The sequence below is a fragment of the Exiguobacterium sp. s83 genome, assembly GCF_018617095.1.
Classification (GTDB): Bacteria; Bacillota; Bacilli; order Exiguobacteriales; family Exiguobacteriaceae; genus Exiguobacterium; species Exiguobacterium profundum.
This window is the reverse complement of sequence record NZ_JACSJP010000001.1, coordinates 508,555-521,226: the sequence shown is the minus strand read 5'-3', so window position 1 is coordinate 521,226 and position 12,672 is coordinate 508,555. Positions and strand designations below refer to the sequence as shown.

Here is a 12,672-nt window from a genome sequence, read left to right as displayed (position 1 = left end):
GATTTATTCCCCACCTTCAATTCCTTGCTGAATCTGTTGACGTACTGCTCGGTCAACTTCTAGAATTTGCGCGAGCGTCGGCTCGGCAATGACCTCATGTCGAGCCATCGCATCTTCGACGAGTCGTTCAATCTCTAAAAACGTGATCTGACCGTTCAAGAATAGGTCCACTGCCACTTCATTGGCTGCATTCAAGACGGTCGGCATGGAACCACCGGCTCTTCCTGCTTCGAACGCTAACCGGAGTGCCGGGTAACGATTGAAATCAGCCTCTTCAAAATGCAGCTTTCCGATTTCCTTCAAGTTTAACCGCTTATTCCCCTCGATTTCAAGCCGCTTCGGTCCCGATAGCGCATAAAGGATCGGACCGCGCATATCCGGGTTTCCAAGCTGGGCCATCACGGCAGCATCTTTAAATTCGACCATCGAATGAATAATCGATTCACGGTGTAAGATGACTTCAATATCATTATAATCGATATCGAACAGCCAGTGTGCCTCGATGACTTCCAAGCCTTTGTTGAACATCGTCGCCGAATCGATGGTGATTTTTGCTCCCATTGACCAGTTCGGATGATTCAGTGCGTCTTCAACAGTCACATCAGCCAGCTCATCGCGTGAACGATCACGGAAACTACCGCCTGATGCCGTTAGAATAATTTTGGATACATCTTCTCTTCGTTCCCCGTTCAAACATTGATAGATCGCGGAGTGTTCACTGTCGACAGGCAACAGGTTGACCCCATGTTCTTTCACGGCCGCTTTGACAAGATGTCCTGCGGTAACGAGTGTTTCCTTGTTGGCGAGTGCAATATCTTTCCCTGCTTGAATCGCCGCAAGCGTCGGTTCAAGTCCAACTGCTCCAACGACTGCCGTCACGACGATGTCAGCCCGTTCTGCCGTCGCACACTCCTTCAGCCCCTCCGGTCCAATAAAATAGAGAGGTTCATATGTAAGATGCGGCTTCAACTGTTCGAGTACTTCGATACTCGTTGCCGACACATATTTTGGTCTAAGTCGATTGATCCATTCCGTGGCGACCTCGACGTTCGTTCCGAACGCATACGCCTCAAGTTCAAACAGGTCAGGGTGCTGTTCGATGACGTCACAAGTTTGAACGCCAATCGAACCAGTCCCCCCAATTAAGCTAATTCGCTTCATCTCGACACTCCTTTTTAAAGCAGATTAAACACCCAAATGACGGTAAAGACCGCAATCATACTATCAAACCGGTCTAAAATGCCACCATGTCCCGGTAACAGATGACCTGAATCTTTGACTCCGTACTGGCGCTTATAAGCAGACTGCACCAAATCCCCGAGCTGTCCGACTACCGCCACGACAATCGCTAAAATGGCGACCTCGATCATCGGCAAGATCGGATCAATCCAGACGAAGATGATACCGAGTACAATCGCAGACACAATGCCCCCAATCGCCCCTTCAATCGTCTTATTCGGACTAATCGATGGCCATAACTTGGCTTTCCCGAATGCTTTTCCGGTAAAATACGCTCCCGAGTCTGTCGCCCAAATCATAAACAAGATTAGCAGCACTTTCGATAGGCCGTCCTCAGAGAGCCGCACTAACGCAAAACTAGAGAAACCGACGACCAAATAGACGGCTGAGACGAAGTAAAAACTGGCATCTTCATACGTGAATCGGTTTTTCGTGACCACTGTCCAAAACAGCAACAACACGAGCCCTAAGACGAGCCATTGTTCAATCGAGAACGGAAGTTCATCCGTGACAACTTGAGTCTTAAGCAATAATAAGAGGAACGGGAACGCCACGAGGAGCGCTGTCACTAAGAACGGAAACGCCAACAGCTTATGCTGTCGCATCAACGTGAATTCACTCAATCCGATGAGTGCCAGAATCCCCATCAATGAAACGAAGGCATTGCCTCCAAGCGCAATCACCGTGATGAAGATGGCTCCTGCCCATAGTCCTGTAATAATACGTGTCTTCATGTTACACCCCACCAAAACGTCGCGTGCGCGCGTTGTATGATTCAATCGCTTCTACAAAATGCTCACGCTTAAATTCCGGCCACAATACTTCTGTGAAATGAAGTTCAGCATACGCGCTTTGCCATAATAAAAAGTTAGAGAGTCGTTGCTCACCGCTCGTCCGAATAACGAGATCTACATCTTGAACGTGTGTCATGAGTCGTTCACCAATCATACGATCATCGATATCGTCTGCCTGAACCAAACCGGACTGAACGTCTGCTGCAATGCTACGCATCGCTTGAACGAGCTCATCTCGTCCCCCGTAGTTGAGTGCGAAGACAAGGTTCAACCCTGTGTTCGCAACGGTCCGTTCTCTCGCCTCGTTAACGGCTTCTCGTGTCTCTCGTGGGAGTTTCGACGTATCTCCCGCAACGAGCACCCGTACATTCTGTTCGTGGAGTTCTTTCAAATCGGTCTCCAAAAACTGTTTCGGCAGTTTCATCAAGAATGAGACTTCCTCTTCCGGACGAGTCCAATTCTCTGTAGAGAACGCATAAAGCGTCAGAGACCGAATCCCGAGTTCCTGCGCTGTTCGTACCGCTTCCCGGATGGACTTCATCCCTTCCCGGTGACCCATGATGCGAGGGAGACCACGTTTTTTGGCCCAGCGCCCATTTCCATCCATGATGATGGCTACGTGCTCAGGAACACTTAACTCCGCCTCGATTTTCGTTTTAGGATTCACCCATTTAAACATTCTGTTACCCTCCTGATTGTATGAAAGAAGGACCCTCTCAGAAAAAGGGTCCCCACACAGCTTTTTGGTATACCACTTCCGTGATTACACTTCCATGATTTCTTTTTCTTTAATTGCTGCAGATTCATCAATCTTCTTGATATACGAATCCGTCAACGTTTGAACGTCATCTGCATATCCGCGGAGATCGTCTTCTGTTAACTCGCCATCTTTCTCGAGTTTCTTCAAGTTTTCATTTGCATCACGACGTACGTTACGGACAGCGACCTTCGCTTCTTCTGCGTATTTTTTCGTGACTTTAACTAATTCTTTACGACGTTCTTCCGTCAATGCAGGAATCGCCAAACGGATGACCGTACCGTCAGATGATGGAGACAAGCCGAGGTCTGCCTTTTGAATCGCTTTCTCTACTTCAGAAACCATCGACTTATCCCATGGTTGAATTAAAAGTAGACGCGCTTCTGGTGTATTGATGTTTGCCACTTGATTGAGTGGTGTTGGGACACCATAGTAATCAACTTGGACAGGATCCAAAATCGATGCGCTGGCACGGCCAGTGCGAAGCGTTCCAAAATCACGTTTAAGTGAAGAATGCGCTTTTTCCATTTTTTCTTCAGCTGTTTTCAATACTTCTTTGACACTCATGAATTGACTCCTCCTACTACCGTCCCGATATGTTCCCCGAGAACGACACGTTTAATGTTACCTTCTTCAAGCAATGAGAATACAATCAATGGAATGTGGTTGTCCATACAAAGTGACGTTGCTGTCGAGTCCATGACTTGAAGTCCATCCTTTAAGACGTCAAGGTAAGACAACGTATCGTACTTCACTGCCGTTGCGTCCAATTTCGGATCAGCTGAATAGACGCCGTCCACATTGTTTTTACCCATTAAGATGACATCAGCTTCGATTTCAGCCGCACGGAGAGCAGCTGTCGTGTCCGTTGAGAAATATGGGTTTCCTGTGCCGGCCGCAAAGATAACGACGCGTCCTTTTTCAAGATGACGCATTGCGCGACGACGAATGTATGGTTCAGCAACTTGTCGCATTTCAATTGATGTTTGGACGCGCGTTTGGACACCGTACGTTTCAAGGCTATCTTGAAGAGCAAGTGAGTTCAATACAGTTGCGAGCATACCCATGTAATCTGCGTTTGCCCGATCCATCCCGAGTTCACTACCCGTCTTTCCACGCCAAATGTTTCCGGCACCTACAACAACGGCGACTTCTACACCCATCTCGATCAATTCTTTAATTTGACTTGAGATTGAGTTTACAATGTTAGGGTCGATCCCGTAACCTTGATCTCCAGCGAGCGCTTCTCCACTCAATTTTAACACAATTCGTTTATATTTCGGTTCCATAACTTTGCCTCCTCTTGCTTGAAAAAAGGGAACACGCTCCCTTAACGAACTAACTCAAGGTTATACAGACGTGTTCCCAATTTTAGTTGTATCACAGATTGTGACACAGATTATTTTTTAAGTTGGTTCATAACTTCTTCAGCAAAGTTCTCTTCACGTTTCTCCATACCTTCTCCTACTTCGAAGCGTACGAACGAGTTGATTTTTCCGCCTTTTGATTCTACGTACTTACCAACTTTGAAGTCGCTGTCTTTTACGAACGTTTGGTCAACGAGGCAGATTTCTTCGAAGTACTTGTTCATTCGACCAGCAATCATCTTCTCAACGATGTTAGCAGGCTTGCCTTCGTTAAGTGCTTGCTCAGTCAAGACTTTCTTCTCGCGGTCGATTTCTTCAGCTGATACTTCATCGCGTGTCGCGTAAAGTGGACGTGCTGCAGCAACGTGCATTGCAACGTCTTTAGCAACTGTTTCGTCAGATGTGCCGTCGATTACAACGACTGACCCGATGCGACCACCCATGTGGAGGTACGTACCGAATACTGCATCGTCAGCTTTTTCAAGAACAGCTACACGACGGAGTGAGATTTTCTCTCCGATTGTCGAAGCTTCTTCTTGGATGTACGTTTCAAGTGTTTTACCTGCTTCGTACTCAGCCGCGAGTGCCGCTTCTGCAGTTGTTGCGCCTGATGCGAGTACTGCTTTTGCTACGTTGTTCACGAGTGTTTGGAACTTCTCGTTCTTCGCAACGAAGTCTGTTTCTGAGTTGATTTCGACGAGCACAGCTTTGTTGCCTTCAACTGCTACTGCTGTCAAACCTTCAGCGGCGATACGATCACCTTTTGCTGCTGCTTTAGCGATTCCTTTTTCGCGAAGGAAGTCGATTGCTGCTTGCATGTCACCGTCTGTTTCAACGAGTGCTTTTTTGCAATCGAGCATTCCTGCTCCTGTTTTTTCACGAAGTTCTTTTACCATTGCTGCTGTAACTGCCATCGGAAATTCCTCCTTGTAAAACTAACGAATTTTAAGAAAAAGCACAGGGCTTTTTGAATACATGTCCTAAAAAAAGGTGATAAAAGGCTTTCCCTTTATCACCTATTGTCTCACTGATTACTCAGCTTCTGTAGCTTCAGCTTCTGTCGCTACAGCTTCTTCAGCAACTTCTTCTTCACCTTGCTTCGCTTCGATGATTGCATCAGCCATCTTCGAAGTGAGCAATTTAACTGCACGAATTGCATCGTCGTTCGCTGGGATTACATAATCGATTTCGTCTGGGTCACAGTTTGTGTCGACAATCGCAACGATTGGGATGTTCAATTTGTGAGCTTCCGCGATTGCGATACGCTCTTTACGTGGGTCAACGATGAAGAGGGCGTCAGGCACACCAGGCATGTCCTTGATTCCGCCGAGGAACTTCTCAAGACGAGTCATTTCTTTCTTCAAGATGATGACTTCTTTCTTAGGAAGTACTTCGAACGTGCCGTCTTCTTCCATTTTTTCGAGTTGCTTCAAGCGGTTGATACGCTTTTTGATTGTTGAGAAGTTAGTGAGTGTTCCACCCAACCAACGCTCGTTAATGAAGAACATCCCAGAACGGATTGCTTCCTCTTTGATTGTATCTTGAGCTTGTTTTTTCGTACCAACGAAGAGGACGTTTCCGCCTTCTGCCGCGAGTTCACGAACAAAGTTGTAAGCTTCGTCTACTTTTTTGACCGTCTTTTGAAGGTCGATGATGTAGATCCCGTTACGCTCTGTGAAGATGTATTTCGCCATTTTTGGGTTCCAACGGCGTGTTTGGTGACCGAAGTGTACACCAGCTTCAAGCAATTGCTTCATTGAAATTACTGCCATGATAAATTTCCTCCTTGTGGTTTAAAAAAGTCCTCCGCCTCGTTCATTGTTGTATTCCGACCTTTCGGCACCGAGGAATATCATCCCGAGACGTGTGTGATGTGTTTAACACCGAGAATTACTATAGCATATGTCACGAAATCCGGCAACTCTCACTTTTTACGAAGTTTCGCATAAAGCGCAAGCTCGCCCTCGCCTTTTCCGAGGATACGGGCAGCGTCCCGCACGGAATGTCGCAACAAGACATCGTCCACGTCGATTGACGCGGACGGGGTCGTCTCTTCTGTCGCCTCTACGACCGTTTGAACGGACTCATTGACAGGGAGCGATGAAGCTTCTTCCTGTTGAACCACGTTCGAACGTTCAACGGGTTCTTGAACAACGAGGTCGTTCATCGACTCCATGAATGAAAGAAGCAACGTTTCGGTCTCTTGCTTCTCTCGTTCGAGCCGTTCGACTCGTTCCTGAAGCGCTTGGACTTGTCGGTAGCCGAATAAAAAACCGTAAGCAACCAAACAAGCTGTGATCACATATACAATATACACTTGTTCATCTCCTTACGATGTCTTTTCTTCTAAATAGGACCGACCGAGCGCGTGTTTTAATGTCTTCAACGCTTTGGAATGAATTTGCGAAATCCGTGATGTTGACAGTTCGAGCACTTCCCCAATCTCCGTCAACGTCAGTTCGTCAAAGTAAAACAAAGAGACGACGAGTCGTTCTTTTTCGGATAAATGGTCGACTTCTGCTGCCAGCACATCAATCAATTCGCGTTGCAACAACGTATCTTCTGGCTTTTCAGAATCCGGGTCGAAATACGTGACAGACATGACTTTTCCTTCTTCTTGCAACGTCACGGCCTCATCAATCGACAACATATTGGCAAAGTACCCTTCCGCCATCGTTCGTTCGATTTCTGCAATCGGTAAGTCGCATGCCGAAGCTAACTCGCTCTTCGTTGGAGCACGATGTAACGACTGTTCAAGCTGTTCTGCCACCTGATCGATTTTTTTCACTTTTTCTCGAACCGACCGAGGTAACCAATCCACTTTTCGTAAACCGTCGATAATGGCTCCACGAATCCGAAACGCAGCATACGTATCAAATTTATTATTGTGCTCTGGATCATATTTCATAAGGGCATCGTACAATCCCATGTAACCCAAACTTTTCAATTCGTCGCGTTCGACGCTCTTTGGAAGCGTCACGATCATCCGTTGTACGTGGTAGTGGATGAGAAACTCGTAATGTGCTAGTAATTCGTTTGCTGTATCCATATCACGGTCCATATTCCAGCGATCCCACAACTGTGTAAGATGAGTCGTCATGTCGATCCCCCCTTATAGTTCTTTCGTACCCACGCTCACCGTCCGAATCGATAAGACAGATGTTGCGACATCAAACTCGATTGTCCGCCCGTTATGTCCGCCACAATCTTCTGCCACGAGCGGAATACGATGGACTTTTAATGCTTGGCGGATGGCCTCGGCGTTTCGCTCACCGATTCGCATCGCCTCGTTCTCATATTTAAACTGAAACATCTGAGCGCCGCCTGCCATCTTTGCTTGAAGCCGCGTGGCCCCTTCTCGTTTCAATGAATGCACGAGTGTATCAATGGCTGTATCTGCGTATTTTCCTACTTCAATCGTCTGGTTCTTACGAGCAATCGTCGAGTCCGGCAACATGACATGTGCCATCGCTGCCAGTTGGAGGCGGGTGTCATATAAAATGACACCCACACATGACCCGAGTCCGGCTGTACGTAACCGATTTGGTGCGGTCGTCTGCTTCCATTCGGCAATGCCGATTTTTAATACATCAGCCATTGCCAAGCAACCGTTCTTGAATCCGTTTGAGCGACCCATGTGTTGGTAGGAACAACACATGTCCTGCACTTACTTTTTGATCAATCATAAATGTCGTGTCGATATAGAGCGCCGCGTCTTCCTCAGGTTGTACAGACGTGACGACAAATTCAACAATCGAACCTGCCATATCGATGGCCGTTGCCGGCACTTGAATCATAATCGGTGTCTGTAACCAGTCACCTAGCGCTCGCGCATAAGCACCGCTCATAATATTCCCGACCTCTTCCCAAGCCGATTGGCCGAGCTCATCAAAAGAATCAAATGAATATGGCATCCCAATCAAGGTCGAAACCATTTGCTCGGCATCTTCCACGGCGAACAAAATGAGGATCATTCCACGAATATCACCATCTAACTCCAACAAGACCGAGGCAACATGTCGTTCCGGACCGCCGACTCGCTCTGGTAAATAGGTGATCGGTTCCATTTCGGCAGAAGACACGGTAATGTTCACCGGTTTCGAAAGCATTGCCGACAAGGCAGTCGCCGCATGTCCAGACCCTATATTTCCCAGTTCCTTTAACAGGTCTTGTTCAAACTCACTCAGCATACTGTTCCTCAAACAACGCATTCGCATCGAGTAAGGAGAAGAGTTTATCTTCTCCTTTTGCGATGGCTGTCAGATGTGCCGAGAGCATATCGCGGCTCGATTCCGGAATCGGTTCGATTCGTACTTCATCGCTTTCCACGACCTCATTCGCACGGTCGACGATAAATCCGGCATCTCCTTGATTCAACGAGGCGATCAGGATGCGCGTTTCATCCGTTGGTTCGATTTCTTCGTAGCCGAGTCGCAAGCGAAGGTCGATGACCGGCGTGACGACACCACGAAGGTTGATGACCCCTTTCACATGTGACGGTGCGTTCGGCACTCGTGTGATCGGCTGAAGTCGCTCGATTGAACGGACCGACTGTACGTCGATCCCATACGTATTTTCTTCAAGTGAAAAGACTACCCATTTCTGTTCCATCAATATTCCTCCTTAAAAGAGATCGTTACTATCTACGATAAGGGCGACGCGACCGTCACCAAGAATGGTCGCACCAGAGATAGCTGGAATCCCTTCAAGATACGTACCGAGCGGTTTCATGACAATTTCTTGTTGACCGATCAAATCGTTGACGACGACGCCGACGAGTTTGTTGCCTTTTCGAACGACGACGACCGGGAATTGCGACTTCGTCTCTGATTCGATGCCAAACATTTCTTTCATGTAGACGAGTGGGACCAGTTGACCACGGAAGTCGAAGACTCGCTCACGGTGTGCTGTCAAAATGTCCGCTTCATCAAGTAATGTCGTCTCAAGGATCGATGTCAATGGAATCGCATACGATTCCTCTCCCACTTGAACGAGCATCGCCGAGATGATCGAGAGGGTGAGCGGTAAGCTGACTTGGAACTTCGTGCCCTGTCCCGCAACCGTCTCTAAAGAAACGACGCCACCGAGTGACTCGATTTTATTTTTGACGACATCGAGTCCGACACCGCGTCCTGACAAGTCAGTGACCACGTCTGCCGTCGAGAAGCCCGGAGCAAAGATCAGCATCGCCAATTCGTTCTCAGACATCGTCGTCGCTTCTTCATCTGTGATCACGCCGCGCTCCAACGCTTTCGAGCGAACCTTGTCGACGTTGATGCCGGCACCGTCGTCCTCGATTTCAATGAAGACTCGGTTTCCGCCGTGATACGCACGGAGTGCAAGCATGCCCTGCTCCGGTTTTCCGGCTAGAAGACGTACTTCCGGACGTTCGATGCCGTGATCGATGGCGTTACGGATCAAGTGGACGAGCGGATCGCCAATTTCATCGATGACCGTGCGATCGAGTTCTGTTTCAGCACCTGAAATGTCCAACTGGACTTTTTTATGAATCTCTTTTGCGACCGAACGCACCATTCGTGGGAAGCGATTGAACACTTGTTCGATTGGCATCATCCGGAGGGTTAAGACGAGTGATTGTAACTCGTTCGTTCCCCGCTTGATTTTTTCGACCGTTTCATTCAATTCTGGTTGACCGACTTCGTCCGCCAGGCGCTCAAGTCGTCCACGGTCGATAATGAACTCTTCAAATAAGTTCATCAGACGATCAATTCGTTCTAAGTTGACGCGAATCGTTTTTGCTTGTGCTTGAGCGGCTACTTGCTCTTTCGTATCTTTCGCTTCTTCCTTGTCCGAGGTAGCTTGAACGACAGGTTCAGGTGCAATCGTCTCCGCTGTCACAGCGACTTCTGGCTCACTGACCGCTGTTTCTGTATACGTATTGACTTCGACGCGCTCCACTTCCGAGACTTGAGCGATGGCATGTTCAATCACTTCTGCCGTCTCTTGTGACAAGAATAAGACGTCGAACGATAAGTCAAATTGCTCTTGTTCGATTTCTTCTGTCTCCGGATGTGTGCTGACGACCTCACCTAGTTCTTGAAGGCGATCGAATACCATATACGCACGGGCCGCTTTCAAGACGACCGCGTCAGACAGTTTGACTGTGATTTGATACGCCTCAAAGCCTGTCTGTTTGGCTTGCTCGATGACCGAGTTCGTATATAGATCAATCTCAAACGTGCTCGTCTCTGACGTTTTTTCGACTGCGACTTCTTTCCCACCGATGAAGGATTGGAATGCGGCGACCGTTTCTGATACATCCACGTTCGCGCCTTGTCCTCCGCTCTCGATGTCCGCAATCATGTCTTCCATCTGTTCCATGGCGATGAACATCGTATCCAACAAGAGTTGGTTACTTTCCTTTTTGCCGCCACGGACGAGGTCGAGCGCGCTCTCCATCTCATGTGTCAAGTTGGCAACGCGTTCGTACCCCATCGTCGAAGACATCCCTTTTAGCGTGTGCGCGGACCGGAAGATCTCCTGTACAACATCCGCACCACCCGATTGTTCTAATTTAAGTAACTGTGTGTTGATCGATTGGATATGTTCTTGGGATTCATCTAAAAACAACCCTAAGTATTCATTCACGTCCATCTCATTTACCTCCCTGTCGTTATACTCGGTTCCACTGTTTTCGTAAGTTCCCCATCAAACGGTCCATCAAGTGACGTGGTTTCGGAGGCGTACCCGTAAGCGTTGTCAAAATTCGTTCGAGGCGCCAGCTAATATCACTCTTTCGGTTGTATTGATAAAACGGGACTTGGGCGATGACTGCCTTTCTGACAGATGAGTCGTCTGGTAGAAAGCCGAGGAATCGAATCGTCTTATTTAAAAACTGTTTACATGCGACTTCCATCCGTTCGAAACATTGAAGGGCTTCCTCACCGGACTGGGCTCGGTTGACGATGACGCCAAGCGGTAAGTCCGGGTACTGATGGTGCACCAGTTTCGTATATGCATAACCGTCCATTAGCGAGGTAGGTTCTGGAGTCAAAATCAAGAACATCTCATCGCAACCCGCGATGAACTGGAGTGAAGTGTCCGTCGCTCCAGCCCCCATATCGAACAGGACATAATCATATTCGGTCAATACTTCGAGTTCTCGCATGAGAAATTGCATGTCATCATCTGAGAGATGGACGAGTTGGTCCTGCCCACTCCCTCCATGTAATATATCGACACCATATACATTTTTCTGAACAGCTGCAGCCAATGGAATACGAGCTTTGACGGTCTCGATCATCGTTCTGGACTTCATGGCATTCATCAAGATGTGCACATTGGCCATTCCGATGTCAAAGTCGACAATCAACACTCGTTTTCCGAGTTCAGCTAGGGCGATGGCCGTGTTTACACAGACGTTCGTCTTTCCGACCCCACCTTTCCCACTCGCAAAGGCGATTGTCGTCGGATGGGCATCATTGATTGCTCTTAAACGCCTTGCTTGGTCCATCTTGCCCACCCTTCTTTCTCAAACAGTCGTTTCGTCAGTGCGTCCGCATTCCCCCGAATCAGATCGTCCGGCACTTCTTGGCCGTCTGTCATCCAGGCGACCGGAAGACCGCTCTTTTTCACCATGCGGTACATCGCGTGGATATCACTTGTCTCGTCCGCCTTCGTAAAAATGAGTGAGCTAAGAGGCAATGACTCGAATTGCGAATAGATCATATCCATGTCCTTCGTTTTGGATGTCAAACTCAAAACGAGCGAAAGGCTTGTTTCAGTGAAGTCGTGATGTTCATGAAACTGTTCGACGTAAGCCGGATCGCGGAAATTTCGTCCCGCCGTGTCGATTAGCACGATGTCTTTACGAGCAAACAATTGCTTGGCACGCTTGAAGTCATGAAAGTCATATGCCACTTCCACCGGAATACTCATGATTTCAGCATACGTCTTCAACTGTTCGATGGCAGCGATTCGGTACGTGTCGGTCGTGATCAATCCGACCGTTTTGCCTTCCGTCAGCTTGAAGTGCGCCGCAAGTTTGGCGAGCGTGGTCGTCTTGCCGACCCCCGTCGGTCCAACGACCATAACATATCGCTTCGCTTCAGGCGGTTCAATGAACGACGATTTGACTTGTTCGTAAACGAAACGTTCAGCTTCTTCTACAGATTTTGTCGTGTAGTATAGTTCGTTCAGCGTTTCCTCCCACGACTCATCGGCAAAGGATTCTGTCGAGAGCAGCGATTCGACATGTTGCAACGAGGCGTGTAGTCTCGGTGCCGCTCCTCCAATCACACGTGGTGATGTTTGCGGGATGACAGGTTGTGATGGTGTTGGTGCTGTCCGAACAGGGACAGGCTGTCGTGGCTTTGTGACGACTTGCTCTTTTTCGAGGGCTGCGATGACCTCCACTTGCTTTGACGCAAAGAGACCGAACCATCCTGTCTTCACTTGTCGTGAGTTGAGGATGACCGCTTCGTCTCCGAGCTCTTGTTTCACTTTCGCCATCGCATCAGCCATGGTTTTCGCCGTAAACTTTTTAATCTGCATG

Annotated in this window: 15 protein-coding genes; all 15 read right to left on the bottom strand. The window is 48.2% G+C overall.

The window, feature by feature from the left end:
- Positions 1-3 precede the first annotated feature (3 nt).
- Complete coding sequence (dxr, locus tag KNO73_RS02685; protein WP_214684470.1) at positions 4-1,161, bottom strand: 1-deoxy-D-xylulose-5-phosphate reductoisomerase; 1,158 nt, start codon at positions 1,159-1,161, stop codon at positions 4-6.
- Positions 1,162-1,175: 14 nt separating this feature from the next.
- Complete coding sequence (locus tag KNO73_RS02680) at positions 1,176-1,973, bottom strand: phosphatidate cytidylyltransferase (RefSeq protein WP_214687943.1); 798 nt, start codon at positions 1,971-1,973, stop codon at positions 1,176-1,178.
- Between the two features lies 1 nt (position 1,974).
- Positions 1,975-2,712: an undecaprenyl pyrophosphate synthase gene (locus tag KNO73_RS02675; RefSeq protein ID WP_214687942.1), complete on the bottom strand. Its 738-nt coding sequence runs from the start codon at positions 2,710-2,712 to the stop codon at positions 1,975-1,977.
- Between the two features lie 84 nt (positions 2,713-2,796).
- Positions 2,797-3,357, bottom strand: coding sequence for a ribosome recycling factor (frr, locus tag KNO73_RS02670; RefSeq protein WP_031421698.1), 561 nt, complete (start codon positions 3,355-3,357; stop codon positions 2,797-2,799).
- A complete protein-coding gene (gene pyrH / locus KNO73_RS02665; RefSeq protein ID WP_015881417.1) occupies positions 3,354-4,079 on the bottom strand; it encodes a UMP kinase in 726 nt (241 codons plus the stop codon). The genes frr and pyrH overlap by 4 nt, the downstream gene beginning before the upstream one ends.
- 110 nt (positions 4,080-4,189) lie before the next feature.
- Positions 4,190-5,071, bottom strand: a complete 882-nt coding sequence (tsf, locus tag KNO73_RS02660; RefSeq protein ID WP_078146717.1) for a translation elongation factor Ts — start codon at positions 5,069-5,071, stop codon at positions 4,190-4,192.
- 117 nt (positions 5,072-5,188) lie between these two features.
- Entirely contained in the window at positions 5,189-5,929 is a 741-nt protein-coding gene (gene rpsB / locus KNO73_RS02655; protein ID WP_015881415.1) for a 30S ribosomal protein S2, read from the bottom strand.
- Positions 5,930-6,081: 152 nt separating this feature from the next.
- Complete coding sequence (locus KNO73_RS02650) at positions 6,082-6,474, bottom strand: hypothetical protein (protein WP_074037229.1); 393 nt, start codon at positions 6,472-6,474, stop codon at positions 6,082-6,084.
- A gap of 12 nt (positions 6,475-6,486) precedes the next feature.
- The gene (locus KNO73_RS02645; RefSeq protein WP_159562099.1) at positions 6,487-7,257 is read right to left on the bottom strand and encodes a FliA/WhiG family RNA polymerase sigma factor; all 771 of its coding nucleotides are present in this window, start codon (positions 7,255-7,257) and stop codon (positions 6,487-6,489) included.
- 12 nt (positions 7,258-7,269) lie between these two features.
- Positions 7,270-7,755 carry a chemotaxis protein CheD gene (locus tag KNO73_RS02640; protein ID WP_031421691.1) on the bottom strand — a complete coding sequence of 162 codons (486 nt, stop codon included), beginning with the start codon at positions 7,753-7,755 and terminating at the stop codon, positions 7,270-7,272.
- Entirely contained in the window at positions 7,748-8,347 is a 600-nt protein-coding gene (locus KNO73_RS02635) for a chemotaxis protein CheC (protein ID WP_015881411.1), read from the bottom strand. The genes KNO73_RS02640 and KNO73_RS02635 overlap by 8 nt, the downstream gene beginning before the upstream one ends.
- Positions 8,337-8,768 (bottom strand): chemotaxis protein CheW, encoded by a 432-nt coding sequence (locus KNO73_RS02630; protein ID WP_015881410.1) that lies wholly within the window; start codon positions 8,766-8,768, stop codon positions 8,337-8,339. The genes KNO73_RS02635 and KNO73_RS02630 overlap by 11 nt, the downstream gene beginning before the upstream one ends.
- A gap of 12 nt (positions 8,769-8,780) precedes the next feature.
- Positions 8,781-10,772 (bottom strand): chemotaxis protein CheA, encoded by a 1,992-nt coding sequence (locus KNO73_RS02625; RefSeq protein WP_215112005.1) that lies wholly within the window; start codon positions 10,770-10,772, stop codon positions 8,781-8,783.
- A 19-nt stretch (positions 10,773-10,791) separates the two neighbouring features.
- Complete coding sequence (locus tag KNO73_RS02620) at positions 10,792-11,631, bottom strand: MinD/ParA family protein (protein ID WP_015881408.1); 840 nt, start codon at positions 11,629-11,631, stop codon at positions 10,792-10,794.
- On the bottom strand, positions 11,610-12,671 hold the full coding sequence (locus KNO73_RS02615) for a flagellar biosynthesis protein FlhF (protein ID WP_215112004.1): 1,062 nt from the start codon (positions 12,669-12,671) through the stop codon (positions 11,610-11,612). The genes KNO73_RS02620 and KNO73_RS02615 overlap by 22 nt, the downstream gene beginning before the upstream one ends.
- Position 12,672 lies beyond the last annotated feature (1 nt).